The following is a 23976-nucleotide window of genomic DNA, read 5'->3' as shown; positions in this document are numbered from 1 at the left end:
GGTCCCGTGGCCGGGCTGTCTGCCTCGTGCCAGGGGCGACGCTAAGGGCCGGAGGTGTCCTGATGGGAGGACGAAGGTGAACCAGGGGTGAACGGTCCCTGTTGCGCTGGGTGCGTCCGGGAACCGAAAATCCCTGATCAGCACCGGTACCGGCGCCGATCAGGGATTCGGACATACATCACAGCGGCCGCCGCCGAGGTGGGGACGGCGGCCGCTGCGCGGGAACCCGGTCCGGGTGGGACCGGGACAGCGGTGGGCGGCCCGGGTCAGCCGCGGTAGACCTGCACCACCGAAGGCCGCGGGCCGGCGAACTGGCCCTTCGGCGCCACGGTGCCGGCCGGCACGAAGTCCGGCCAGAAGGAGTGCTGCTCGGCGAAGCTGCCGTCCTCGCCCGGGTGCTGCACGGCGACGAACACCGAGCCGTCCCGGTCGTGGATCACCGGGCCGCAGGTCTCGGCCTCGGTCGGCACGGCCAGGAACTGCTGCACCCGGCCGCGCTCCTTGCCCACCAGCGGCACCTTGAACAGGCCGTCGTTCTGGTTCAGCGTGCTCGGTGCGCCGTCGGTGGAGATCCACAGGTTGCCGTCGGAGTCGAAGGCGACGTTGTCCGGGCAGGAGATCGGCGACACCTTGTCCTTCGGGTAGCCACCGAAGTAGGTGTGCGGTTCGGCCGGATCACCGCAGACCAGCAGCAGGTTCCAGCGGAAGGTGGTGGCCAGCGGGTCGGCGTCCCCGGTCAGCCCCTCGGTGAGCTCCACGATGTGACCGTCGCGGTTGGCGTTGCGCGGGTTGACCTCGGTCGGGCCCTCCTTGTCCACCTTGCCGCGGTCGGTGTTGTTGGTGCAGGCGACGTAGACCTTGCCGGTCTTCGGCGACGACTGCACGTCCTCGCAGCGGTCCATCTTGGTGGCACCGGCCTTGTCGGCCGCGAGCCGGGTGTGCACCAGGACCTCCGGCACGGTCATGCCGGGGATCTGCGACGTGCCGGCGAGCACCAGCGGCAGCCAGACGCCCAGGCCGTCGAACACGCCGTCGGCGGGAAGCGTTCCGGTGCCGTCGATCTGGGCCGCCGGCGAGTCGCCGATGAAGCGCGCGACGTAGAGGTCACCCTCGGTCAGCAGCGTCATGTTGTGCTTGCGGTTGGCCAACGAGGTGAGCGGCCGCATCTTGTTCTTCGAGACGAACTTGTAGAGGTAGTCGAAGCGCTCGTCGTCGCCCATGTACGCCACCACCCGGCCGTCGGGGGCGACCTGGACGTTCGCGCCCTCGTGCTTGAGCCGGCCCATTGCGGTGTGCTTGCGCGGGGTGGAGGTCGGGTCGAACGGGTCGATCTCGACGATCCAGCCGTACCGGTTCGGCTCGTTGGCGTAGTCGGCGGAGCGGGCGTCGAACCGCGGCTCCAACGACTCCCAGTTCCGCGAGGTGGCGCGGTCGGTCAGCCCGTACCGCTTCTCCGAGTCGGTGGTGCCGGCGGCCCGGAAGTAGCCGTTGAAGTTCTCCTCGCCGGAGAGCACGGTGCCCCAGGGGGTGGTGCCGCCGGCGCAGTTGCCGAGGGTGCCGAGCACCTTCTTGCCGGTGGGATCCGCTGCGGTCTTGAGCATGTCGCTACCGGCGGCGGGGCCGGTGACGGCGAACGGGGTGGAGGTGATGAAGCGCCGGTTGAGCTTCCCGGTCGGCTTGTAGGTCCACGGCTTGCCCGGTCCGGTGCGGGTCAGCTCGACGACCGAGAAGCCGTGCGCGTTCATGCCGATGCGCTTCTGCTCGTCGGCCTCGGCCGGCGTGGCGGCCACCGGGAACATGATGTTCTCGTTGGTGTACTCGTGGTTGCAGACGAGCAGGGCCGACGTCGACGTGATCGGGATGATGTCGAGATAGTCGTTGTTGTAACCGAACTGGCAGGCCTGTGCGGCGGCGGTCTGCTTCGTCCCGTCGAAGGCCGGTGCCCCGGGCAGGATCGGGTCGCCCCAGCGGATGATCGGCTGCGACTTGTACCCCTTGGGCACGGTGAAGGTGTCCTGGTCGGCGGCGACCGGCCCGATGGCGGTGAAGGGCAGGTTGCGGTCGGTGGCCTTCCCCAGGATCGGGTCACCGCCCTCCGGGATCGCGAGACCACCGGCAGGGATAGGGATCTCGGGCACGGCCGGAGCCGGGGCGGCCGCAGCGGTGCCGGCCAGCAGCGACGGCCCGGCGACCAGGGTGAGGGCACCGGCACCGGCGACACCGAGCGCTGCCCGGCGGGACAGTGCGGCGGCGGCGATGTCCCGGAAGGTCTCGTTCGACGAGACGTTCGGCACCGGGTGCGAACAGGCATCGGCACACTTCAGGTGACAGGTGACCGGGCTGCGCTTGCCCCTGGTCATCCCGACCATGGGCAGCAGGCGGCGCTGACGGGGAGTGACTTCTTCGGACACGTTCGGGTTCTCGTTTCGGTCGGCGGCGGACGACGGTGGTGACCCTAAGGAGCACACAGGCTGCTGCGGTGGCACCGTGGTGAACGGCGGACGAACCTCCGGCGTCCGGCGGGTGCGGGCTGCGCCCGTTGGTGTGACGCCCTGCTGCAGGCCATGATGCGAACGGTTCATCACACCGTCACCGACACCGCACCCGGTGGTCGACGTGCCGTCGGGCGCGGATGTGGAGATGGGCACGTGCGTGTCGCGATCGTCGCCGAGTCGTTCCTGCCCGAGACGAACGGCGTCAGCGGGTCGGTCGTCCGGGTGCTCGAGCACCTGGAACGGCGCGGCCATCGGGCCATGGTGATCGCCGCCGCCACCGGCGCGCCGGAGACGGTGCACGGCGCACCGGTCGTCGGCCTGCCGTCGGTCGGGGTGCCCGGCTACCACCAGCTGCGGGTGTGCCTGGTCCGGCAGCGCCGGATGGCCGAGCTGTTCGCCGACTTCCGGCCGGACATCGTGCATCTCGCCTCGCCGCTGGTGCTCGGCCGGACCGGTGCCCGCGCCGCCGCCGATCTGGGACTGCCGACCGTCGCGGTGTTCCAGACGGACGTCGCCGGGTTCGCCCGGCACTACGGTGTCCCCGGCACCGGCCAGCGGATGTGGACCCGGCTGGAGGAGATCCACGGCCTGGCCGACCTGACCCTGGCGCCGTCCCGGTACGCCACCGACCTGCTCACCGCACACGGCATCCCGCGGATCGCCCCGTGGGGCCGCGGTGTGGACCGCAGCCAGTTCCACCCCGGCCGCCGGGATGCCGACCTGCACCGCACACTCGGCGACGGGCAGGTCCTGGTCGGCTACGCGGGCCGGCTGGCCGCGGAGAAGGAGCTGCACCAGCTCGCGGCCGCCACTCCGCCGGGCAGCCGTCTGGTGGTGATCGGCGACGGGCCGGAACGCGCTGCGCTGCAACGACTGCTGCCGGACGCGGTGTTCACCGGCCGGTTGTCCGGCGCCGAGCTGGCCCGGCATGTCGCCACCCTGGACGTGTTCGTGCACCCCGGCCGGCACGAGACCTTCTGCCAGGGCGTCCAGGAGGCGTTGGCGTGCGGGGTACCCGCGGTGGTCGCCGCGGGAGGCGGTGTGCAGGAACTGGTGTCGAGCTCACGGACCGGCTGGTGCTACCGGCCCGGTGACGCCGGCGAGCTGCGCCGGGCCGTTGCCGACCTGGTCGGGGACGACGCCAAACGCCGCGCCTTCGGCCGGGCGGCCGCCGCCTCGGTGGCCGGTCGCAGCTGGGCCCGGCTGGGCGACGAACTGCTCGCCCACTACGAGTACGCCCGCACCCGGCTGCCGATCGGCTGAGACATGCACATCGTCCATCTCGCGAACTTCTACGGCCCCACCTCCGGTGGGCTGCGCACCATGGTGCGCGCGCTGTCCGCCGGCTACCGGGCCGCCGGCCATCGCTGCACCGTGATCGTGCCCGGCAGCACCGACAGCTGGTCCGGCGACACCGACGGCGGGCTGGTCACTCTCGCCTCGCCGTTGCTCCCGGGCTTCGGCGGCTACCGGATGATCACCCGGCCGCGCCGGGTCGCCGCCCTGCTGGAACGGCTGGCCCCGGACCGGCTCGAGGTCTCCGACCGGACCTCGCTGCGCCGGTTCGGCCGCTGGGCCCGGGCGCGCGGGGTGCCCAGCGTCTTCTTCGCGCACGAGCGGCTGGACGGGGTGCTGCGCACCCACGGGCTGCCGGCCGCGCCGGCCCGGCACGTCGCGGATCTGCACAACCGCGGCACGGCCGCCGCTTTCGACACCGTGGTGGCGACGACCCGGTTCGCCGCCACCGAGTTCCACCGGATCGGCACCGACGACCTGCGCATCGTCCCGCTGGGGGTCACGACCACCCCCGCGGTCACCACCTCCCCGCGCCGGCGCGGGACCGAACTGCTGCTCTGCAGCCGGCTGTCCACGGAGAAGCGACCGGAGCTCGCGCTCGGGGTGCTGCGCGAGCTCCGGCGGCGCGGGCACGAGGTGCACCTGGTGGTCGCCGGGACCGGGCCGCTGGCCGCCCGGCTGCAGCGGGAGTCCACGGATCTGCCGGTGCTGTTCCACGGGCACGTCGCGGACCGGCAGCGGCTGGCCCGCATCCAGGCCTCCGCCGACATCGCACTGGCCCCGGGGCCGGTGGAGACCTTCGGCCTGGCGGCCCTGGAGTGCCTGGCCGCCGGGACCGCCGTGGTCGCCGACGGGCGAGCCGGGGTGCCGGAGGTGATCGGTACCGACCCGGCCGCCGGCCGCGCCGCCCCGGGCACGGTGCACGGCTTCGCCGACGCGGTCGAGGACCTGCTGGCGGTCCCGGTCGAGCTGCGGCGCAATGCCGCGCTGGCCCGGGCCGCGGAGCTGCCGTGGTCGGCCACCGTACAGCGCATGCTGGACCTGCACCTGGGCGCCGTGCGATGACCCGACCGACGGTGCTCGCCCTCGGCGACTCGCTGTCCACCGGGGTCGGTGCCGACCGGTCGTGGGCCGCCCATGTCGCCGACGGGCTGGCCGGAGTCCTCGCCTGCGGGGCGGTCAGCGGTGCCCGGGCCCGGGATCTGCCGTCGCAGCTCGGGGCGGTCGGGGAGCTGCGGCCGGCGGTGGCCTGCCTGCTTGTCGGCGGGAACGACGTGCTGCGCGGGGATTTCGATGTGCGGCAGGTGCGGGGCGCGGTGGCCGCCACGGTGGCGCAGCTGCATGCCGGCGGCACCGTCGTGGTGCTGGCGCTGCCGTTCTCCCGGGTCGACCTGCGTCGCGTGCCGCTGCCCGCGGACCTGCGGCGCACCATGTGGCTGCGACTGGCGCAGCTGCGGCGTGCGCTGTCCGAGGTACGCCCGGCCGGCGGCACGCTGCTCCGGGTGGACCTGGACGACGTGCTCGCCACCGGTGGCCGCGCCGCCCTGCACGTCGACCGGATCCACCTGTCCTCGCTGGGCCAGCGGCTGCTGGCGGTGCGGGCCCTGGAACTCCTTCGCCGGCACGGGTTCGCCGTGGCCGGCACGGTCAGCCGACCGCCCGCTCCCCCGCCGCCGGGCTACCCGCTGTGGTGGCTCACCGTCCGTGGGGTGCCGTGGGTGGTGCGGCGCAGCCGGGATCTGCTGCCGGAGTTGTGGCGGCAGCGCCGAGACCCGGGCGGACCGGCCGGGGTGGCGGCAGCACTGCGCCGGGTCGGCTGAGCCGGCGGTCAGGGCTGCGCGAGTGCGGCGACCGTGGCCTGCAGGACGGCGGCGTGCTGCCCCACCCACTCGGCGACGGTGGCGTCGACGGCGTCGATCTCGGACTCCTGCACCAGCAGTGACGGCACCGGCCGCACCGCGCCGAGTTCGCTCAGCACCGCCGCCAGCTGCAGGTCCGCCAGGTGGCGATGGGCCGGGCCGGCGGACAGCACCACCGGCACCGTCACCGTGTGGTCCAGCGACCCCGCCGGCAGGGTGTCCAGCAGCAGTTTGAGCAGGCCGGTGAAAGATCCCTTGTAGGTCGGGGTGGCCAGCACCAGGACCGTCGCCTCACGGACCTGCGCAACCGCGTCCTTTGCCTCCGGCGAGAGGGTCCACGGGGCCAGCAGTCCCGGTCCGAGCTCGGCGAGATCGTAGGTGTGCCGGTCGATCTCCCCGAAACTGGCGGCGATGCCGTCGGCCAGGCCGGAGGCCACCGCCAGGGTCCGCGAGCCCGCCTTCGGGTTGCCGACCACCGTGACCAGGGACGCCATCACTCCACCTCCGCCGTTCCGCCCCTCCGGGCGCTGCTGGTTGTTGTGCCGCTGATGCGATCGTGCCAGTCGGGCCGGCTCATCCCGCCGCCGCGGTGCGCCGACGGTCCAGGGCGAACAGGCCGGTGACCGCACGCCGGTCCTCGACCAGGTCCACCACCAGGTCGCCGATGGCCGGGCCGAACTTGAACCCGTGACCGGAGAACCCGGCCGCGACCGTGACCGGGCCGACCCGGTCGATCAGGAAGTGGTGGTCCGGGGTCGTCGTGTACAGGCAGCTGACCGCGGACGGCCGCTCGGCATCGACGCCCGGCAGCCACTCCCGGGCGTAGGCCTGCACCCGCTCGACGCCGGCCGGCCGGGTGTCCGGGCGGTGGTCGGGGTCGACCTCCGGCCCGGTGCCGTGCTCGCCGGCCTTGACGCCCTCGGCGGAGGCGAGACCGTAGATGCCACCGGGGATGTCGAGACCCGCGCCGGAGTGATGGATGAACGACGGCCAGACGTCGAGCGGCAGCTCCGTCGGGAAGTGCAGCGGCTGCTCCTGGGTGGTCCGCACCCGCGGCAGGTCCAGCAGGCCATCGGCCAGTGCCGGGGTCCAGGCGCCGGCGGCGATCACCACCTGGTCCGCGATCAGCACCTCGTCACCCAGTACCACCTCCGCCCGGCCGCGCGGGGTGCGGACCGCCTGCACCTTCGTGCCGGTGCGCAGTACCGCGCCCGCCTGTCCGGCCGCCTGCCACAGCCCGGCGATGGCCTCGTCGGCCAGCAGCCGCCCGGCGGACGGGTGGTGCACCGCCACGGTGTCGAACCGCAGCCCCGGCCACCGGCGCTGCGCCGCCCCCGGCGACAGGATCTCGAACTCCAGGCCCGCCGCACCGAGCACACCGGCCAGTCGCTGCACGGTGACCGGGTCACCGTGGTCCACGGCCCCGGTGCGGTCGTACACGTGCCGTCCGGTGAGCCGTTCCAACCGCGCCCAGCCACGCCCGGCCCGGGCCGCGAGGTCGACGTAGCGCCGGTCCTCGTAGGCGTGCCGGAAGATCCGGGAGGTCCCGTGCGAGGCGCCCCGGTCGTGCCCGGGTTCGAACTGCTCGACCAGGGTCACCCGGTGCCCGCGGGCAGCCAGCCGCCAGGCCGACGAGGCCCCGGCCAGGCCGCCACCGATCACCACCACCGAACGCTGCTCCGTCATCACTGCTCCCTCTGGTCCTGCTGGTGTGCCTGCTCCTGGTCATCCTGCCGGGCGGGGCTGTGCGCCCCGCCCGGCAGGTCCGCATCAGGTGTCGCTCTTCGGCAACCCCGGCGGGTTGATCTCCGAGGACGGCACCGCTTCGCCGGCGAGGTTGTAGGCGGCCAGCCACTTCTCGTACTGGCCGTTCTCGATCAGGTAGTTGATCGCGGCGGCCACCGGCTCGTTCAGCCCGGATCCCTTCTTGCTGGTCGCGGCGATCAGGCCCTGCAGGGTCTCGCCGGCGCCGGAGTACTGCCCGGCGAGCTTGTACTGCGTGGCCGTCGACTCCGCGAGCCGCACCTGGTAGGCCGAGGCCGGGTTGGGCCCGAAGTACAGGTCCAGGTTGCCGGCCTTCAGCGCCAGCAGCGTCGAGTTCAGGTCCGGGAAGTAGACGACATCGAAATTCTTCCCTTCTCCCTGGAGCTTCTTCTGCCAGGCCAGCAGGATCCGCTCCTGGTTGGTGCCCTGACCCACAGCGACCCGCTGCCCGGCCAGGTTGGCCGGGTCGTCGCCGAACTCCCAGGCGTTGGACGCCAGGGTGAGGAACGCCAGGTTGTCCTTCCGGTAGGAGGCGAAGTCGTACTTCTCCTTGCGTTCCTCGGTGTCGGTGATGTTGGAGAAGCCGATATCGGTGCGCCCGCTGTCGATCCCGACGAACAGGTTCTCCCACGTCGAGTTCCTGATGTCCGGGGTCAGCCCGAGCACTGCGGCCACCAGTCGGCCCAGGTCGGGTTCGGCGCCGGTCAGGGTCTGCTGATCGTCGCCGACGTAGGCCAGCGGTGGGAAGCCGGCCGGCAGCGCACCGAGCCCGATCACCAGGGTGCCGCGCTCCTTGACCGCGGCCGGCAGCTGGTCACGGATCCCGGCGACGGTCGGGACGTCGATGCTGGTCTCGGTGGCCGCGCCGTTGGACACTGCGCCGACCACCACCGCCGTGCTGCCGGGCGCGGCGGTCGCGGTGGCGGAACCTGCCGCCGGGTCGGCCGCCGCGGTCGAGCCGCACGCCGCGGTCCCGGCGAGCAGCAGGGTACCGAGTCCGAGGGCGAGGGATCTCCGGATGGTGCGTGGTACTGCGCGGGACATGCTGGTGCTCCTCGTGTCCGGGCCGGCGTCGTGCCGGGCCTCTGGGTGGGTGCTGCGGAATGGATGTGACGTGCGGGACTACAGGACGCGGGACAGGAAGTCCCTGGTCCGGGGGTGGGAGGGGTGGTCCAGGACGGCCGCGGGGGTGCCGTCCTCGACCACCGCCCCCTCGTCCATGAAGATCACCCGGTCGGCGACCTCACGGGCGAAGCCGATCTCGTGGGTGACGACGACCAGGGTGGTACCGGTGGCGGCGAGATCCTTGATGACGGCGAGCACCTCGCCCACCAGTTCGGGATCGAGCGCTGAGGTGGGCTCGTCGAACAGGAGGACCGACGGCTCCAGCGCCAGCGCCCGGGCGATTGCCACCCGTTGCTGCTGGCCGCCGGACAGTTGACGCGGGTAGGCATCGGCCTTCTCCGCCAGACCGACCCGTTCCAGCAGGGTGCGGGCGAGTGCACGTGCCTGCGTGGGGGTGGTGCGCCGCAGCGCGATCGGCGCCTCGACGACGTTCTCCAGTACCGTCAGGTGCGGGAAGAGGTTGAAGTGCTGGAACACGAACCCGATCCGGGCCCGTTGCCGCAGGATCGCCCGCTCCGGCAGTTCCTTCAGCCGGTCGCCGTGCCGGCGCACACCGATGGGCTCGCCGTCGACCAGCACCACACCGCTGTCCGGCCGCTCCAGGTGGTTGACGGTGCGCAGCAGCGTGGACTTGCCGGAGCCGGACGGTCCGATCACCACGGTGACGGTCCCGCGGCGGATCTGCAGGTCGATGCCGCGCAGTACCTGGTGCGTGCCGAATGCCTTGTGTGCGCCGATGATCTCGACGGCCGGCGCCTCCGGGGTGGCGCTCATGCCTGGCCTCCGAGAGTGCGGCGCAGCGCCGATCGCAGCTTCTGCAGCGGGGTCGGCGGCAGGGTGCGGAGCGCACCCTTGCTGTAGTGGCGCTCCACGTGGAACTGCACGACCGAGACCGCGCTGGTGAGAATCAGGTACCAGACGCTGGCCACCAGCAGCAGCGGGATGATGTCGGTCGGGTAGGTGCTGCTCATCGACTGCACCTGCCCGAAGAGGTCGAGCACGGAGACGTAGAAGATCAGCGACGTCCCCTTGATCAACCCGATCAGCAGGTTCACGTACGACGGCACGATGGAGCGCAGCGCCTGCGGCAGCACGATCCGGCGGAACTGCCGTGACCTCGGGATGCCCAGTGCCGCAGCGGCTTCGCTCTGGCCCTGGTCGACGGAGAGGATGCCCGACCGCACCACCTCGGCGGCGAAGGCGGACTCGTTCAGGCTGAGCGCGATCACCGCCATGACCGTGACCGGCAGCAGATCGTTGATCCCGATCGAGGCGAACACCGGGCCGAAGGGCACGCCGATACCGAGGTGGGTGTACAGCGCGCTGAAGTTGTAGACGAACAGCAGCACCACCATCAGCGGCACCGACCGGAAGAACCAGACGTACGCCCAGCTCAGCGCGCGCAGCAACGGGATCTCCGACAGCCGCGCGAGGGCCAGCAGGATGCCGAGCAGCAGACTCAGAACGGCGGAATAGAAGGTGATCTCGAGGGTGCGCAGCAGTCCATCGAGGATCACCGGACGCAGGAACCAGTAGCCGAACCGGTCCCAGGAGTAGAACGGGTTGGTGACCAGGCCGTGCACGACCTGCGCGAACACCACGACAACTGCGGCCGTGACGATCCAGCGGATCGGGTGCCGCAGCGGGATCACCCGTTGCCGGGCAAGGGATGTCAGTCCGGGGTCGGCCGGTGTCACGGCGGCACCGGGCGGCGATGGATGGGTCGGGGCACTCACAGGGCACACTCCGAGGAAGGGGTTCGGGCAGTCGTCGGCCGTCGGGCAGGCCGGAACGGTCGACGGGACAGGGGATGTCGGCGACGGACGAGGCATTCACCGGCGCGGATTCACGCCGAAGGTGCGGGGTGGATCAGCGACAGAGTGCGCTGCAGGTGCGGTGCAGGTCGATGTGCCGGCGCAGCACGGCGGGCACGGCCGGCAGCAGGCCGATCCGTCCGCGGCTGGTCCCGTTCACGTCGCCGTCCTCACCACCAGGGGAAACGCCGCACGGCGCATCCACGCTTGCCGGGCCCGAACGGGCCGGCCAGGTCCTCATCCGGAGCACCCCACCGTGGTGGAGGGTTGCCGTCCAGCGAGCCGGAGCTTGGTGCTGGAACTCATGACCTGCGCTGAACCTAACCCGCATCCGGGTCCGGGTCAAGTCACCGGAACCGCTGCAGATCAGCACTTCTCGGGACCGGACCCACCGACGGTCCGGTGAACCGATTCACCGGACAGGTCGCCGGAGAGCGAGGTGTACGGTCCGAGGACCTACGAGAGACCGTCCTTCATCGCCCCTCTCGCCGACCGTCACAGAAGGATCTCCCATGTCCGCGGCAGACCCCACCGTCCTGGCGGATCCGACCCTGGGCGCCCCGGTCCTGGACAACCCGGCCTGGGCCGCCCTCACCGGACCGCACGCGGCCTTCGCCCAGCGGCTCGGCCACGCCGCGCGGTACCACCCGGACGTCGCCGGATTCGCTGCGGTGCAGGACATCTCGGACCCGGCGCACTGGGCCGATCTGCGCCGGCTGGTCGGCCCGGGTGCGGAGGTGTCGGTGTCCGGCGAGTTCACGGCACCGGCCGGATGGCGGGAGACGTTCGCGGTCCCGGGTGTGCAGTTGGTCGACGTCGAGCTGGTCACGGAGCCGGACGCCGAGGCGGTGCGGTTGGGCGCTGCCGACGTCCCGGAGATGCTGGACCTGGTCGCCCGCACGCAGCCGGGCCCGTTCCGGGTCCGCACCGTCGAGCTGGGGACCTATCTCGGCATTCGTCGCGACGGGGTGCTGGTGGCGATGGCCGGGGAACGACTGCACCCGCCGGGCTGGACCGAGATCAGCGCCGTGTGCACGGCTCCCGAGGTGCGTGGGCAGGGCCTGGCCACCCGACTGGTCCGTGCCGTGGCCTTCGGCATCGCCGGGCGCGGCGAGCGTGCCTTCCTGCACACCTCGGCGGCCAACACCACTGCGATCCGGCTGTACACCTCGATCGGGTTCCGGCTGCGCCGGACCACCCGGTTCCGCGCCTTCGTCAGTCCTGGGTGATCGGCCGGTACACCACGTCGCTGCGGGAGACGGTGAAATCCAGTGCGTCGTAGAGCTTCCGGGCCGGGACGTTGTCGCCCTCGACGTAGAGCAACACGTCCTGCAGGCCATGGCCCTCGAGGTGCCGCAGGCCGGCCAGGGTCAACGGGCGCCCCAGGCCGCGCACACCGGACTCCGGGTCCACGCCGATGACGTACACCTCGCCGGCCGCCGGCGTGCCGGCCTCCGCCGGATGCACCTTGGTCCAGTGGAAACCGACGACGGTCCCGGCCTTCTCGGCGAGGAAGAAGCCGGCCGGGTCGAACCAGTCCTGGGCCATCTCGCCGGCCAGCCCGGCGCGGTCCAGCCGGCCCTGCTCCGGGTGCCAGGCGAAGGCGCGACCGTTGACGGCGAGGAAGGCGTCCTCGTCCCGGCCCGGCTCGAAGGTCCGCAGGGTGATGCCCTCGGGCAGGGTCAGCGGCAGCGCTGTCGACCCGGCGAGCGGCCGCCGCATCTGCAGCAGTTCGCGGGTGCGGACCAGACCGAGTGCGGTGGCCACCGCCTGCGCCGCGGGCAGGTCACCGTGCGCCCACACCCCACCGGCCTCCGCGATCGCCGCCGCGGCCAGCCGCCGTCCGAGGCCCTGGCCCCGGCGCTCCGGTGCGACCACCAGTTCCGCGGGGTCGCCGGGCTGCACCACCGCGACCGCGGAGAGTCCGCCGCCGGCGGTGATCGTCAGGAAGCGGCCGTGCGGCAGCGCCTCCAGCACATGCCCGCCGAGGGCCGCGACCCCGTCGACCGCAGCCGCGTCGGCCACCAGCGCACGGACCTGGGTCGCGGCGTGGTCCGACAGCCCGTCGGACCAGTCGTCAGGCGCGTTCACGCCCCGGCGCCGCCCGCGGCCGAGCCGGCCCGGGACGGCGGGACCATCTTGTAGCCGACGTTGCGGACGGTGCCGATGAGCGCCTCGTGCTCGGGGCCGAGCTTGGCGCGCAGCCGCCGCACGTGCACGTCGACGGTGCGGGTGCCGCCGAAGAAGTCGTAGCCCCAGACCTCGGTGACCAGCTGCTCCCGGGTGAACACCCGGCCCGGGTGCTGCGCGAGGAACTTGAGCAGCTCGAACTCCTTGTAGGTGAGCTCGAGTGGCCGGCCGCGCAGCCGGGCGGTGTAGGTGTCCTCCTCGATGGTCAGCTCACCGAGGCTGATCATCCCGGAGTTGGCCGAGGAGGAGGTGCGGGCGGCGAGCAGCCGCAGCCGGGCGTGCACCTCGGCCGGGCCGGCGCTGGCCAGCACCACGTCGGCGACCCCCCACTCGGGGCCGATGGCGACCATGCCGCCCTCGGTGACGATGGCCAGGATGGAGACCGCGAGCCCGTCCGAGCCGAGCAACCGGCAGAGCGTGCGGGCGGCGGCGAGATCGTGCCGGGCGTCGAGCAGCACCAGGTCGTACGGGCCGGAGGTGACCAGGGAGGCCGCCTCGGGTGCGGCGGCGCGCACCTTGATCGGCAGCAGATCGACCGCGGGCAGAACGCCGGCGGGTTGCGGGTCGGCGGTGAGCAGCAACAGGTCCATGCGACACCTCCCACCGGTTGTCGGGGATCGCCTCGGCGGGGTTTCCACCCGTCCGGAGCGGTCCCGGTACGGGGGGATACTAACCGCCCGACCTGGACAATCCGGCATCGCCGGTCGATCACCCGGCGTCACACCCCCGACCACCTGTGCAGGTCATGGTCGTCCAGGGGTCACACTCATGACATGAGCGCGTCATCCCGCGGCCGGTCCGGACGGGCCGCACTCCCCCCGTCGGCCGAGCCGTTGCGGCTGGTCACCACGGACGGAGTCGCCCTGGCCGGGGTGCACCTGCCGGCCGCGGACCGGGCGCTGGCGGTGGTCGTCGGGCACGGTTTCACGCACTCCACGGGCAAGCCGGGCACCCGGCGGATCCTGCGCCGGCTGCACCGCGGCGGGGTCGGCGTGCTGGCCGTGGACTTCCGCGGTCACGGCCGGTCGGGCGGCCGGTCCTCGGTCGGCCGGGACGAGTACCTGGACCTGGACGCAGCGGTCGCCGCGGCCCGGCAGGCCGGCTACCGCCGGGTCGTCACCCTCGGCTTCTCGATGGGCGGCTCGGTGGCGCTGGTGCACGGGGCGCGGGGATCGCATCTGCCGGATGCGGTGGTGTCGGTGTCGGCCCCGTCCCGGTGGTTCATCCGGGAGTCGGTCGCCATGCGCCGGGTGCACTGGCTGCTGGAGCACCCGCTGGGTCCGGGCGTCGGCCGGGTGATGGGGGTCCGGCTGTCCGACCCGTGGCCGGACGTCCCCGACACCCCGCTCGAGCTGGTCGCCGGCATCGCACCCCTGCCACTGCTGCTGGTCCACGGCACCGCCGACCACTACTTCGGTCCGGCGCACGGTGTGGCCCTGCACCGGGCCGCCGGGCACGGCGAGCTGTGGCTGGAGCCGGGCATGGGACATGCGGAGTCGGGCGCGAGCCCGGACCTGATCGACCGGCTGCTCGGCTGGATCCGTCTGGTTCCGGTCAAGGCCGGGTGACGGACCGGTCACAGCCGTCGCAGGTCCGCCCCGGCAGGCGGTCCCACCGGTCAGAATCGGCGACGTGCGCGCCCTGCTGATCACCCTCGTCGTCCTGCTGCTGCTCGTGGTCGGTGCCGACATCGGCGGCCGGGCGATCGCCGAGTCGAAGGCCGGCGAGGCCATCGCCACCCGCAGCGGGAACCAGGTGGCGCCGGACGTCGACATCCACGGCTTCTCCTTCCTCGCGCAGGCGCTCCCGGGCGACTACGGGCAGATCACCCTGAGCACCACCGACCTGGTGCTCGGCCCGTTGGCGCCGGTCGCGGCGACGGTGGAGCTGTACGACGTCACCTACCCGCTGTCCGACGCCTTCGCCGGCAGCACCGACGGGCTCGCCGCCGAGCGCGCGACGCTGACCGCAACGGTGCCGGTGTCGGCGCTGGGCGACGCGCTGCAGGTGCCGGACCTGCAGCTCGGGTCCACCGCGAACGGCGACCTGCGGCTGTCCGGCTCGGTGTCGGTCGCCGGTAACGAGGTCCCGGTGACCGCCGACCTGGGTGTCTCGATCACCGACGGCGCGCTCGCCCTGTCCGCCTCCGGGGTGTCGGCCGCCGGGGTCGACGTGCCGCTGCCGGCGTCGCTGGCCGACGATCTTTCGCTCACCGTGCCGCTGGATGCACTGCCGATCGACATCACCTCCGGCACGGTCGGGGTGGACGGGGCGAACCTGACCCTGCAGGCCAGCACCGGACGGATCACCGCCGACTCCCTGCGCTGAACCCTCCCGCGCTGACCGCGTTGCGGTGATCGGGTGGTACCGCTGGGCCGATCGGCTGGAACCGGCACCACCACCTATCAGGCCCGGCTCCCGGGCTTCCTGTCGGACGCAGGAGCGGCGGTCGGGTCGCCGTTCCCCGACGCCCCGGGGGTCCCCGTGCGCACCGTCCGTGCCCTTCCTGCCCTGTTCGCCACCGTCGCGTTGCTGGTCTCCGGGGTGATCGCGGTGCCCGCCGCCGCCGCTGTTCCGCCCGGGCCGGCCGCAGCGGCCGCCCCGCCCCCGCTGGGCACCGCCGTGGCCTGGGGGTTGGGCGGCAGCGGACAGATCGGCGACGGCGGGCTGGTCACCCGGGCGGCACCGGTGCCGGTCGCCGGTGTCCCGGGCGGTACCCCGGTGTCCGCAGTGTCCGCCGGCGGGAGCCACACCTGCGCGGTGAGCGGCGGCGCCGCGTACTGCTGGGGCGACAACACCTACGGTCAGGTCGGTGACGGGACCACCACCCGGCGGACCGCGCCCGTCCGGGTCGGCGGCCCGCTCATCGGGCGGCAGGTCACCGCGATCGCGGCCGGTGGGTACCACACCTGTGCAGTCGCATCCGGCGGCGTCTACTGCTGGGGCTACAACTTCTACGGCGAACTCGGCAACGGCCTGTCCGGCAGCGGTTCGGCCACCAGCCTTGTCCCCGTGTCCACCGGGATCACCTCCGGGGCCACCGCCGTCGACGCCGGGAAGTACCGCAGCTGCGCGATCGTCGGCGGAGGGGCGCTCTGCTGGGGCAGCAACTCCGGCGGCCAGACCGGCCGGCCGTCGAACATCGCGGTGTCGGCGACACCCGTGTCGGTGGCCGGGTTCCCGGGCGCGGTGACGCTGATCGGCGGTGGTGACGAGCACATGTGCGCGGTCGCCGGAGGTGCGGTCTACTGCTGGGGCGACGGTTCCTACGGCCAACGCGGCGACGGCACCCGCTCGTCGTTCCAGAACGTGCCCACGAAGGTCGACGGTGGGGCGATGACCGGCCGGGTGGCGACGGCGGTCACCGGCGGGCAGACCCACACCTGCGCGGTCGGGTCGTACCGGGTGGTGTGCTGGGGCGGCAACAACGTCGGGCAGCTCGGCTCCGGCAGCACCGATGCCGACTCGACGGTCCCGGTTCTGGTGTACAACGACGCCTTCGAGGAGAACTGGCCCGGACCCGCGACGGAGTTCCCGGTCATCGATGCCGGCGAGGTCCACACCTGCGTGCTGTTCGTCCGCAAGCCGTACTGCTGGGGCGGCAACACCAACGACCAACTGGGCACCGGCGACCCGGCGACGGGGAACCTCCGGCGGACACCGGTCGCGACCGATGCGGAGCACCTTCTCGCGGGCCGCGACGTGGTGCTGCTGGCCGCCGGCGGCGCCACCACCATCGTCGCGGCCGAGCCTCCGATCCCGGCCTCCTTCCGCGCCGTCCGGCCCGCACGCCTGCTCGACACCCGTTCCGGTGCCTCGATTCCCGCCGGCGGAACGGTCACCGTCCAGGTCACCGGGCGGGGGCCGGTCGTCGGCTCCGGGATCAAGTCCGTGGCCCTGACCATCACCGCAATAGGCCCCTCGGCCACCGGTTCGGTCAACGGCTGGGCCGCCGGGGCGGCCGTGAGCAACACTCCGCTGCTGCACTTCACCCCGGGCAGCACGGTGGGCAACCAGATGATCCTCCCGCTCGGTTCTGGCGGGAAGGTCGTGCTGCGCAACAACTCCCAGGGCCGACTGCACCTGCTCGCAGATGTCACGGGGTACTGGTTCAGCGGGCCACCGACCAAGCCGGGCACGTTCGCCAACAGCGTCCAGTACCGGGTGCTCGACACCCGTGCGGCCGGCCGCTCGCCGATCCCCGCCGGAGGCTCGGTGGCCCTGGTGCCGGCGAGCGGGGGCGGGTTCGGGGCACCGGTGACATCGCCCATGCTGCTGAACCTCTCGGCCGTGGCGCCGGCGGCCGCCGGCAACCTGGTGGTCGACTGCGACGGCCGGCCACGGCCGGGGGTGGCCACCGTTCAGTTCGTCGCCGGGCGGACCGTCGCGAACATGGCCGTCACACCCTCCTGCCCCGCCGGCCGGATCCGGATCTGGAACACCTCGTCGCGCCCGGTCCAGGTGATCGTGGACCGGTTCGGCTACTTCCTGCCCGGGACCGGCGACACACCCGGCGCCTACGTCCCGGTGGGCCCGAGGCGGATCCTCGACACCCGGCCCGGGGCGCTGCTCGGGTCCGGCCAGGTGGTCGTGGTGGAGGCCTGGGCCGCCGTGGGCACGAACGACCGGCGGGAGGGGATGCTGCTGACGCTGTCGGTGACCGGGCCGTCCAACACCGGCTCGATCGCGGCCTACCCGACCGGGATCGATCCGGCGACCGTGCGCACGGTCAACTTCCCGATCGGCCGCGGGGTGTCCGGTGCGGTCGCGGTCGGCGACTGGAGATTCGGCGCGGTCGACGTCCGTAACGACTCCCCGGGACCGATCGACCTGATCGTCGATCTGTCCGGCTGGTTCCGGGCCAACCGCTGATCGTTCCCGCATGCCGGGGCCGGGTCGGGGAACCCGTGGCCCATGAGACCCCGACCACTGCCGGCCGGCCCCGGACAGGAGTCCGTCTGGGACTACCCGCGTCCGCCACGGATCGACCCGTCACCGCTCGAGGTGACGGTGCGGGCCGGTGGGAAAGAACTCGCCCGGACGTCGGCAGCGGTGCGGGTGCTGGAGACCAGCCACCCGCCGAACTGGTACCTGCCGGCCGACGCCGTCGCACCCAGGGCGCTGACCCGATCGGCGGTGCGCGGCACGGTCTGCGAGTGGAAGGGCCTGGCCACCTACTGGGACGTGCGGATCCCGGACGGGGTGCTGGAGGCGGCGGCCTGGAGCTACGAGGACCCGACGCCCGGGTTCCGGTCCATCGCCGGCATGGTGTCCTGGTACCCGGCGCTCGTCGAGTGCACGGTCGGCGGCGAGCGGGTGCAGCCGCAGGACGGCGGCTTCTACGGCGGCTGGATCACCGCTGACGTGGTCGGCCCGTTCAAGGGATCACCGGGCAGTTTCGGCTGGTGACGGTGGTCGTCCCAGATGGTGGGACGACCGTCCCAGCGGCTCCGGGCCGGCTGCTACCCTCGATCCCATGGGCCCGCTGCTGACCTCCCGGCGCGCGGTCGACCTGGTCAGGGTCGGCAGCGCGCTGTGTTGTGTCACCGGGTGCCCCGCCGCGTCCTGATCCCTCCCGATCCGACCGGCTCCGCGCGGTGATCCCGCGCGTCCGCCGCACCCGCCCCCTGCCTGGTGGCGCCCGTGTGCGCTGTCAGGAACCGCACTCCCTGAGCACAGCACACGAAGAAGGAGCGTCATGAGCCGCGAGGCATCCCTGGTCAGCACCGACTGGGCCGAGCAGAACCTGAACACCCCGGGCCTGGTCTTCGTCGAGGTCGACGAGGACACCAGCGCCTACGACGCCGGTCACCTGCCCGGTGCCGTGAAGATCAACTGGAAGACCGAGCTGCAGGACCCGGTCCGCCGCGACTTCGTCGACAAGGCCGGCTTCGAGAAGCTGCTGTCGGAGAAGGGCATCTCCAACGACGACACCGTCGTCCTCTACGGCGGCAACAACAACTGGTTCGCGGCCTACGCGTACTGGTACTTCAAGCTGTACGGCCACGACGCGGTCCAGCTGATCGACGGCGGCCGCAAGAAGTGGGAACTGGACGGCCGCACCCTGGTCGCCGAGGTGCCCGAGCGCGCCGCCACCAGCTACGTCGCCAAGGACCAGGACCTGTCGATCCGGGCCTTCCGCGACGAGGCCGTGGCCGCGATCAACACGAAGAACCTGGTCGACGTGCGCTCTCCCGACGAGTTCTCCGGCAAGCTGCTCGCCCCGGCGCACCTGCCGCAGGAGCAGTCGCAGCGGGCCGGGCACATCCCGTCCGCGATCAACGTCCCGTGGTCGAAGGCCGCGAACGAGGACGGCACCTTCAAGTCCGACGCCGAGCTCGAGGAGCTCTACGGCGAGGCCGGTCTGGACAGCTCCAAGGACACCATCGCCTACTGCCGGATCGGCGAGCGCAGCAGCCACACCTGGTTCGTGCTGCGCGAGCTGCTCGGCAAGTCCAACGTCAAGAACTACGACGGTTCGTGGACCGAGTACGGCTCGCTGGTCGGCGTGCCGGTCGAACTCGGCGCGGGGAAGTGACGGGAACCATGACTGCGTCCTGCGGCGCGCCCGAGCAGACGGCGGATCTGCCGGCCGGTTTCGATGCCACCTCCGCCTCCGTCCTGCAGGGCAAGGTGCTGGCCGGGAACGCCCCGGTCGCCGGCGCCTTCGTCCGGCTGCTGGACTCCACCGGTGAGTTCACCGCCGAGGTCGTCTCCTCGGCCGACGGTGACTTCCGGTTCTTCGCCGCCCCCGGCGACTGGACCGTCCGGGCGCTGTCGCGCTCCGGCAACGGCTCCGCCCCGGTGACCGTCGGGACCGGCGTGCACCCGGTCGACGTGCTGGTCGCCTGACTCGTCCTGCACCTGTTCTGCACTGTTCTGCACAGACGCCCTGCCACCGGTGAGGTATTGCTCACTGGTGGCAGGGCGTTCTGCGTGGGGGCGTGGCCGGACCTGCTCCGATAAGCTGCGATGGTGGAAATCTTCTTCACCGGACTGCTGGTCGCCGTGGGCCTGTTGATCACCTGGTTCGCGATCTACGTGGTGTACCGGCTGCTGCACGAGGACAAGTGACCTCTCCTTCCGATCCATCCGACGACAACGGTGTCGCCCGCGACGGTGCGGGTGACGGACCGGTACGGGGCAGTGGCGACGCCGCCATCGTCGCCGCCGACGAGCGTGCGGTCTCGACCCGTGACCTGAACATCGCCGACGCGCCTGCGCTGCCGATCCCGCCGGACACCGCGAACGTCCGCCTCGGGCCGGAGATCCACCCGGACTGCGTCACCCTGCTGCCGCTGGTCGGCGTCTGGCAGGGCGAAGGTCTCTACGGGAACGAGCCCGACGCCCGGACACCGCAGTTCGGCCAGCAGATCGTGATCTCCCACGACGGCCGCCCCTTCCTCCGCTACGAGTCGGTGACCTGGACCCTGGGCGGCGACGGCGGCCCCGACAAGCCGGCCGCCCGCGAGGTCGGGTTCTGGCGCCCGCAGCCCGACGGCTCCATCGAGCTGCTGGTGGCGCACGCCGAGGGCCGGATCGAGATCTTCTACGGCCAGCCGCGTTCCGTGGCCAGCTGGGCGCTGTCCACCGACGGCATCTTCCGCACCGCCTCGTCCAACAACCCGGTCGTCGGCGCCACCCGCCTCTACGGCGTCACCCCCGACGGCCGCCTGGCGTACGTGGAGGAGCGCGCGCACAGCGACGTCGAGCTCGCCCCCCACGCCTCCGCCGCCCTCACCCGCGTCGTCGGCTGACCCGGGTGGGTCAGGCGAGGGCGGCGGAGACGACCTCGCGGGCCTCGGCCTGCACCTGGGCGAGGTGCTCGGGGCCGCGGAACGACTCGGCGTAGATCTTGTAGACGTCCTCGGTGCCGGAGGGGCGGGCGGCGAACCAGGCGTTCTCCGTCGTCACCTTGAGACCGCCGATGGCGGCGCCGTTCCCGGGCGCGTTCACCAGCCGGGCGGTGATCTTCTCCCCGGCCAGGGTGTCGGCCTTCACGTCCTCCGGGGAGAGCTTGGCCAGCTTGGCCTTCTCCGGCTTGGTGGCCGGCGCATCCACCCGCGCGTAGGCCGGGTCGCCGAACCTCGCGGTCAGCTCGCGGTACCGCTCGGACGGCGAGATCCCGGTCACCGCACGGATCTCGGAGGCCAACAGGTCCAGCAGGATGCCGTCCTTGTCCGTCGTCCAGACGGTGCCCCGCTTGCGCAGGAACGACGCCCCGGCGGACTCCTCGCCGCCGAACCCGATGGATCCGTCGATCAGCCCGGGGACGAACCACTTGAAACCGACGGGCACCTCGACCAGCCGGCGGCCGAGATCGCCCACCACGCGGTCGATCATCGACGACGAGACCAGCGTCTTGCCCACGCCGGTGTCCGGCGACCACTCGGTGCGGTGCCGGTACAGGTAGTCGATCGCCACCGCCAGGTAGTGGTTCGGGTTCATCAGACCGCCGTCGGGGGTGACGATCCCGTGCCGGTCGGCGTCCGCGTCGTTCCCGGTGGCGATGTCGTACTGCGAGGCCTTGTCCACCAGCGAGGCCATCGCGTACGGCGACGAGCAGTCCATCCGGATCTTGCCGTCCCAGTCGAGCGTCATGAACGACCAGGCCGGATCGACATCCGGGTTCACCACAGTGATGTCGAGACGCAGCCGCTCGGCGATCGCGCCCCAGTAGGCCACCGACGCCCCGCCCAGCGGATCCGCACCGATGTGCACGCCGGCGTCGCGGATCGCATCGATGTCGACGACGTTCTCCAGGTCGCCCACGTAGGACGCGAGGAAGTCGTAGTAGCCGGTGGTGTCGGCGTCCCGGGCCTGCTCGTAGGGCATCCGCTTCACCCCGGCCAGCCCGCCGCGCAGCAGGTCGTTGGCCCGGGCCGCGATGACCGAGGTGGCGTCGGAGTCGGCGGGGCCGCCGTTCGGCGGGTTGTACTTGAAACCGCCGTCCCGGGGCGGGTTGTGGCTCGGCGTGACGCAGATGCCGTCGGCCAGCCGGGTGGTCCGGCCACGGTTCGCCTTGAGGATCGCGTGCGACACCGACGGGGTCGGGGTGTAGCCGTCGTTGACATCGAGCATCACCGTGACGCCGTTGGCCGCCAGCACCTCCAGCGCGGTGGCGGTGGCCGGGGCGGACAGCGCGTGGGTGTCGGCGCCCATGTACAGCGGGCCGTCGGTGCCCTGGGAGGCGCGGTACTCGCAGATCGCCTGGGTGATGGCCAGGATGTGGTCGCGGTTGAACGCGGCGTCGAAGGCGGAACCGCGGTGGCCGGAGGTGCCGAACACCACCTGCTGCGACGGGTCGGAGACGTCGGGGTGCAGTTCCTCGTAGGCGGACAGCAGCGCGTCCACGTCGATCAGGTCGGACGGCTGGGCGGGCTTTCCGGCGCGGGGGTCCATGTCGCCGATTATGGTCCGCCCGGGCACGCCGCGCCGCGCGGGGGCGGGCGGCACCCGGCCCCACCGCCCGCCCACACGTCAGGCCGGGACCTCCAGCAGGGCCGCCAGCCGCGGCGTCCACCCGCCGTCGACCAACGGTGACCCGTCGAGCTCGGTGACCGGCGCCAGCAACCGGACCGAGGATGTCAGCCAGACCCCCTGGGCCGCTTGCAGATCGGCCACCGTCAGAAGTCGACGCGAGGTCGCCAGACCGGCCGCGTCGGCTGCCCCGAGCAACCGCCGTACGGTGATCCCGTCCAGAATCCCGTCGGCGGGCGGCGTGCAGAGCACCGGTCCCGTGTCGTCCTCCAGCAGCGCCACCACGCTGGACCGCGGCCCCTCCAGCACCGCTCCGTCGGATCCGACGAACAGCACGTCGTCCAGCCCGCGGGCGGCCGCCCACCGGAGCGCGCCCATGTTCATCGCGTACGACAGGGTCTTGGCGCCGAACAGCAGCCACGGCATCCGGGCCGCGTCCGCCCCCGACACCGCCCGCTCCAGCAGCGCCACCCGGATCCCGGCGGTCCGCTGCGCCACGCTGCTCGCCGGCACCGGACCACCGGTGACGTAGCAGGTCGGGATGCCGCCCTCCGGCCCGCGGGTGGCGATCAGCCGGACGACCTGGTCCGCACCCTGCCGGGCGCCCAGCACGGCGTCGACCCCGCGTGTCCAGTCCTCCGGGCCGGGCAGCACCAGGTCCAGCAGGTCGGCCGAGAGCTGCAGCCGGGCCAGGTGTTCCGGCAGGTCACGGGGAACACCGGCGACCGCGAGCGTGGTCTCGAAGCAGCCGTCGCCACGGGTCACCCCGGCGTCGTCGGCACGCAGCAGCGGCCGGTCGGCGGGCACCAGGGTGCCGTCCAGCAACGCCACCAGCAGATCGGATGCCACGGTTCAGAGCTTGCGCAGCCGCACCTTGGAGACGGCGTGGTCCGGCCCCTTGGTCAGCACCAGGTTGGCCCGCCCGCGGGTGGGCAGGATGTTGTCGACCAGGTTCGGCTGGTTGATCCCGTTCCAGTACTGGTTGGCCAGCTCCACCGCGCGGGTGTCCGACAGCTCGGCGAACCGCACGAAGAACGATTCCGGGTCGCTGAACGCCGTCTCCCGCAGCCGCAGGAAGCGCTCCACGTACCACCGGCGGATGTCCTCGGTCTCGGCGTCGACGTAGATGCTGAAGTCGAAGAAGTCGCTGACCGCCAGCGCGCTGGCCTCGTCACCGCCCCGGGCCGGCTGCAGCACGTTCAGGCCCTCGACGATCAGCACGTCCGGCCGGTGCACCACGACCTCGTCGTCGGGGAGGATGTCGTAGGTCAGGTGGTCGTACCGCGGCGCCCGCACCTCGGCGGCGCCGGACTTCACCTCGGCGACGAAGCGGAGCAGCCGGCGCCGGTCATAGGACTCCGGGAAACCCTTGCGGTCCATCAGGTTCCGCTGCTCGAGCACGGCGTTCGGGAACAGGAAGCCGTCGGTGGTCACCAGTTCGACGCGCGGCGTGTCCGGCCACCGGGCCAGCAGTTCGCGCAGCACCCGGGCGGTGGTCGACTTCCCGACGGCGACCGACCCGGCAACACCGATGACGAACGGGGTGCGGGCCGAGCGCTCGCCGAGGAACGTCGAGGTGGCCCGGTGCAGCGCACCGGTGCCGGCCACGTACAGGTTGAGCAGGCGGGAGAGCGGCAGGTAGATCGTCGCGACCTCGTCCAGGTCGATCGGGTCCTCGAGCCCTGCCAGCCGGCTCAGCTCGCCGCTGGTCAGCGGGAGCGGCGTGGACCGGGCGAGCGCCGCCCATTCCTCGCGCCCCAGCTCGACGTACGGACCGCCGCCCTGGAAACCGGCACCGAACAACGCGGCGCCTCCCGGGCCGTCGAGCAGCCCGATGTCACCGATGGAGACTTCACTGTCACCCGCCATGGGGCAGATTGTGCGCGCATCCCACCCCCGTCGTCGCTCCACAAGGGCCGGACGTGGCCCGCTTCACACCGACCGGGTGATCGA

General features: G+C 72.4%; 23 protein-coding genes and 1 riboswitch. Of the genes, 12 read left to right on the top strand and 11 right to left on the bottom strand.

What is annotated here, in order from left to right; translation table 11 throughout:
• Positions 1 to 266 precede the first annotated feature (266 nt).
• Positions 267 to 2360 (bottom strand): PhoX family protein, encoded by a 2094-nt coding sequence (locus tag GIS00_RS19440; RefSeq protein WP_230313806.1) that lies wholly within the window; start codon positions 2358 to 2360, stop codon positions 267 to 269.
• Positions 2361 to 2648: 288 nt separating this feature from the next.
• Between GIS00_RS19440 and GIS00_RS19435 the strand changes: the two genes are divergently transcribed.
• The 3 genes from GIS00_RS19435 to GIS00_RS19425 are packed head-to-tail and all read left to right on the top strand — an operon-like array spanning position 2649 to position 5611.
• The gene (locus tag GIS00_RS19435; RefSeq protein ID WP_322098159.1) at positions 2649 to 3758 is read left to right on the top strand and encodes a glycosyltransferase family 4 protein; all 1110 of its coding nucleotides are present in this window, start codon (positions 2649 to 2651) and stop codon (positions 3756 to 3758) included.
• A gap of 3 nt (positions 3759 to 3761) precedes the next feature.
• A complete protein-coding gene (locus GIS00_RS19430; protein ID WP_154770085.1) occupies positions 3762 to 4856 on the top strand; it encodes a glycosyltransferase in 1095 nt (364 codons plus the stop codon).
• Positions 4853 to 5611, top strand: a complete 759-nt coding sequence (locus tag GIS00_RS19425) for an SGNH/GDSL hydrolase family protein (protein WP_154770084.1) — start codon at positions 4853 to 4855, stop codon at positions 5609 to 5611. The genes GIS00_RS19430 and GIS00_RS19425 overlap by 4 nt, the downstream gene beginning before the upstream one ends.
• Before the next feature lie 8 nt (positions 5612 to 5619).
• Here the strand turns inward: GIS00_RS19425 and GIS00_RS19420 are convergent, their stop codons facing one another.
• The 5 genes from GIS00_RS19420 to GIS00_RS19400 all read right to left on the bottom strand — a co-directional run bounded on the left by GIS00_RS19420 (position 5620) and on the right by GIS00_RS19400 (position 10236).
• Positions 5620 to 6144 carry an NADPH-dependent FMN reductase gene (locus GIS00_RS19420; RefSeq protein ID WP_154770083.1) on the bottom strand — a complete coding sequence of 175 codons (525 nt, stop codon included), beginning with the start codon at positions 6142 to 6144 and terminating at the stop codon, positions 5620 to 5622.
• A 79-nt stretch (positions 6145 to 6223) separates the two neighbouring features.
• Positions 6224 to 7336 carry an FAD-dependent oxidoreductase gene (locus tag GIS00_RS19415; protein ID WP_154770082.1) on the bottom strand — a complete coding sequence of 371 codons (1113 nt, stop codon included), beginning with the start codon at positions 7334 to 7336 and terminating at the stop codon, positions 6224 to 6226.
• An 84-nt stretch (positions 7337 to 7420) separates the two neighbouring features.
• A complete protein-coding gene (locus GIS00_RS19410; RefSeq protein ID WP_154770081.1) occupies positions 7421 to 8458 on the bottom strand; it encodes a transporter substrate-binding domain-containing protein in 1038 nt (345 codons plus the stop codon).
• A gap of 78 nt (positions 8459 to 8536) precedes the next feature.
• The gene (locus tag GIS00_RS19405) at positions 8537 to 9313 is read right to left on the bottom strand and encodes an amino acid ABC transporter ATP-binding protein (protein WP_154770080.1); all 777 of its coding nucleotides are present in this window, start codon (positions 9311 to 9313) and stop codon (positions 8537 to 8539) included.
• Entirely contained in the window at positions 9310 to 10236 is a 927-nt protein-coding gene (locus GIS00_RS19400; protein WP_322098158.1) for an amino acid ABC transporter permease, read from the bottom strand. The genes GIS00_RS19405 and GIS00_RS19400 overlap by 4 nt, the downstream gene beginning before the upstream one ends.
• Before the next feature lie 315 nt (positions 10237 to 10551).
• Positions 10552 to 10663: riboswitch (SAM riboswitch) on the bottom strand.
• A 202-nt stretch (positions 10664 to 10865) separates the two neighbouring features.
• Here GIS00_RS19400 and GIS00_RS19395 point away from each other — a divergent pair.
• The gene (locus GIS00_RS19395; protein ID WP_154770078.1) at positions 10866 to 11582 is read left to right on the top strand and encodes a GNAT family N-acetyltransferase; all 717 of its coding nucleotides are present in this window, start codon (positions 10866 to 10868) and stop codon (positions 11580 to 11582) included.
• Here GIS00_RS19395 and mshD read toward each other — a convergent pair.
• The gene (mshD, locus tag GIS00_RS19390; protein WP_322098157.1) at positions 11569 to 12444 is read right to left on the bottom strand and encodes a mycothiol synthase; all 876 of its coding nucleotides are present in this window, start codon (positions 12442 to 12444) and stop codon (positions 11569 to 11571) included. The two genes, GIS00_RS19395 and mshD, sit on opposite strands and share 14 nt — an antisense overlap.
• Positions 12441 to 13133, bottom strand: coding sequence for a winged helix-turn-helix transcriptional regulator (locus tag GIS00_RS19385; protein ID WP_154770077.1), 693 nt, complete (start codon positions 13131 to 13133; stop codon positions 12441 to 12443). Before GIS00_RS19385 ends, mshD begins: the two co-directional genes overlap by 4 nt.
• Before the next feature lie 183 nt (positions 13134 to 13316).
• Between GIS00_RS19385 and GIS00_RS19380 the strand changes: the two genes are divergently transcribed.
• From GIS00_RS19380 to GIS00_RS27920, 8 genes are all read left to right on the top strand, one after another.
• A complete protein-coding gene (locus GIS00_RS19380; RefSeq protein ID WP_154770076.1) occupies positions 13317 to 14111 on the top strand; it encodes an alpha/beta hydrolase in 795 nt (264 codons plus the stop codon).
• A 64-nt stretch (positions 14112 to 14175) separates the two neighbouring features.
• Positions 14176 to 14871: an LmeA family phospholipid-binding protein gene (locus GIS00_RS19375; protein WP_154770075.1), complete on the top strand. Its 696-nt coding sequence runs from the start codon at positions 14176 to 14178 to the stop codon at positions 14869 to 14871.
• Positions 14872 to 15027: 156 nt separating this feature from the next.
• Entirely contained in the window at positions 15028 to 17415 is a 2388-nt protein-coding gene (locus GIS00_RS19370) for an RCC1 domain-containing protein (protein WP_196073364.1), read from the top strand.
• 42 nt (positions 17416 to 17457) lie between these two features.
• On the top strand, positions 17458 to 17952 hold the full coding sequence (locus GIS00_RS19365; protein WP_154770073.1) for a DUF427 domain-containing protein: 495 nt from the start codon (positions 17458 to 17460) through the stop codon (positions 17950 to 17952).
• 67 nt (positions 17953 to 18019) lie between these two features.
• Positions 18020 to 18112: a putative leader peptide gene (locus tag GIS00_RS29085; protein ID WP_322098156.1), complete on the top strand. Its 93-nt coding sequence runs from the start codon at positions 18020 to 18022 to the stop codon at positions 18110 to 18112.
• Positions 18113 to 18241: 129 nt separating this feature from the next.
• Positions 18242 to 19081 (top strand): sulfurtransferase, encoded by an 840-nt coding sequence (locus GIS00_RS19360; RefSeq protein ID WP_154770072.1) that lies wholly within the window; start codon positions 18242 to 18244, stop codon positions 19079 to 19081.
• An 8-nt stretch (positions 19082 to 19089) separates the two neighbouring features.
• A complete protein-coding gene (locus GIS00_RS19355; RefSeq protein ID WP_154770071.1) occupies positions 19090 to 19395 on the top strand; it encodes a DUF1416 domain-containing protein in 306 nt (101 codons plus the stop codon).
• 218 nt (positions 19396 to 19613) lie between these two features.
• Positions 19614 to 20300, top strand: coding sequence for an FABP family protein (locus tag GIS00_RS27920; RefSeq protein ID WP_322098155.1), 687 nt, complete (start codon positions 19614 to 19616; stop codon positions 20298 to 20300).
• A gap of 10 nt (positions 20301 to 20310) precedes the next feature.
• On the opposite strand, the gene pgm is transcribed toward GIS00_RS27920, so the two are convergent.
• The 3 genes from pgm to coaA all read right to left on the bottom strand — a co-directional run bounded on the left by pgm (position 20311) and on the right by coaA (position 23892).
• Entirely contained in the window at positions 20311 to 21945 is a 1635-nt protein-coding gene (gene pgm / locus GIS00_RS19345) for a phosphoglucomutase (alpha-D-glucose-1,6-bisphosphate-dependent) (protein WP_154770070.1), read from the bottom strand.
• 78 nt (positions 21946 to 22023) lie between these two features.
• On the bottom strand, positions 22024 to 22872 hold the full coding sequence (locus tag GIS00_RS19340; RefSeq protein ID WP_154770069.1) for an aminotransferase class IV: 849 nt from the start codon (positions 22870 to 22872) through the stop codon (positions 22024 to 22026).
• 3 nt (positions 22873 to 22875) lie between these two features.
• The gene (gene coaA, locus GIS00_RS19335) at positions 22876 to 23892 is read right to left on the bottom strand and encodes a type I pantothenate kinase (RefSeq protein ID WP_154770068.1); all 1017 of its coding nucleotides are present in this window, start codon (positions 23890 to 23892) and stop codon (positions 22876 to 22878) included.
• Positions 23893 to 23976: the final 84 nt, after the last annotated feature.

Origin of the sequence: Nakamurella alba (assembly GCF_009707545.1) — a bacterium.
Taxonomy (GTDB): Bacteria; Actinomycetota; Actinomycetes; order Mycobacteriales; family Nakamurellaceae; genus Nakamurella; species Nakamurella alba.
Note: the sequence above shows the minus strand (reverse complement) of the source record. Positions and strands in the feature narration are given on the sequence as shown.

What these genes read in the sequence shown, in the direction of transcription:
- GIS00_RS19395 (WP_154770078.1), top strand. Translation starts at nt 10,866, where the DNA reads ATGTCCGCGGCAGACCCCACCGTCCTGGCGGATCCGACCCTGGGCGCC.
- GIS00_RS19440 (WP_230313806.1), bottom strand. Translation starts at nt 2,360, where the DNA reads ATGACCAGGGGCAAGCGCAGCCCGGTCACCTGTCACCTGAAGTGTGCC.
- pgm (WP_154770070.1), bottom strand. Translation starts at nt 21,945, where the DNA reads ATGGACCCCCGCGCCGGAAAGCCCGCCCAGCCGTCCGACCTGATCGAC.
- GIS00_RS19425 (WP_154770084.1), top strand. Translation starts at nt 4,853, where the DNA reads ATGACCCGACCGACGGTGCTCGCCCTCGGCGACTCGCTGTCCACCGGG.
- GIS00_RS19355 (WP_154770071.1), top strand. Translation starts at nt 19,090, where the DNA reads ATGACTGCGTCCTGCGGCGCGCCCGAGCAGACGGCGGATCTGCCGGCC.
- GIS00_RS19420 (WP_154770083.1), bottom strand. Translation starts at nt 6,144, where the DNA reads ATGGCGTCCCTGGTCACGGTGGTCGGCAACCCGAAGGCGGGCTCGCGG.
- GIS00_RS19405 (WP_154770080.1), bottom strand. Translation starts at nt 9,313, where the DNA reads ATGAGCGCCACCCCGGAGGCGCCGGCCGTCGAGATCATCGGCGCACAC.
- GIS00_RS19415 (WP_154770082.1), bottom strand. Translation starts at nt 7,336, where the DNA reads ATGACGGAGCAGCGTTCGGTGGTGGTGATCGGTGGCGGCCTGGCCGGG.
- GIS00_RS19365 (WP_154770073.1), top strand. Translation starts at nt 17,458, where the DNA reads ATGAGACCCCGACCACTGCCGGCCGGCCCCGGACAGGAGTCCGTCTGG.
- GIS00_RS19360 (WP_154770072.1), top strand. Translation starts at nt 18,242, where the DNA reads ATGAGCCGCGAGGCATCCCTGGTCAGCACCGACTGGGCCGAGCAGAAC.
- GIS00_RS19410 (WP_154770081.1), bottom strand. Translation starts at nt 8,458, where the DNA reads ATGTCCCGCGCAGTACCACGCACCATCCGGAGATCCCTCGCCCTCGGA.
- GIS00_RS29085 (WP_322098156.1), top strand. Translation starts at nt 18,020, where the DNA reads ATGGGCCCGCTGCTGACCTCCCGGCGCGCGGTCGACCTGGTCAGGGTC.
- coaA (WP_154770068.1), bottom strand. Translation starts at nt 23,892, where the DNA reads ATGGCGGGTGACAGTGAAGTCTCCATCGGTGACATCGGGCTGCTCGAC.
- GIS00_RS19430 (WP_154770085.1), top strand. Translation starts at nt 3,762, where the DNA reads ATGCACATCGTCCATCTCGCGAACTTCTACGGCCCCACCTCCGGTGGG.
- GIS00_RS19385 (WP_154770077.1), bottom strand. Translation starts at nt 13,133, where the DNA reads ATGGACCTGTTGCTGCTCACCGCCGACCCGCAACCCGCCGGCGTTCTG.
- GIS00_RS19380 (WP_154770076.1), top strand. Translation starts at nt 13,317, where the DNA reads ATGAGCGCGTCATCCCGCGGCCGGTCCGGACGGGCCGCACTCCCCCCG.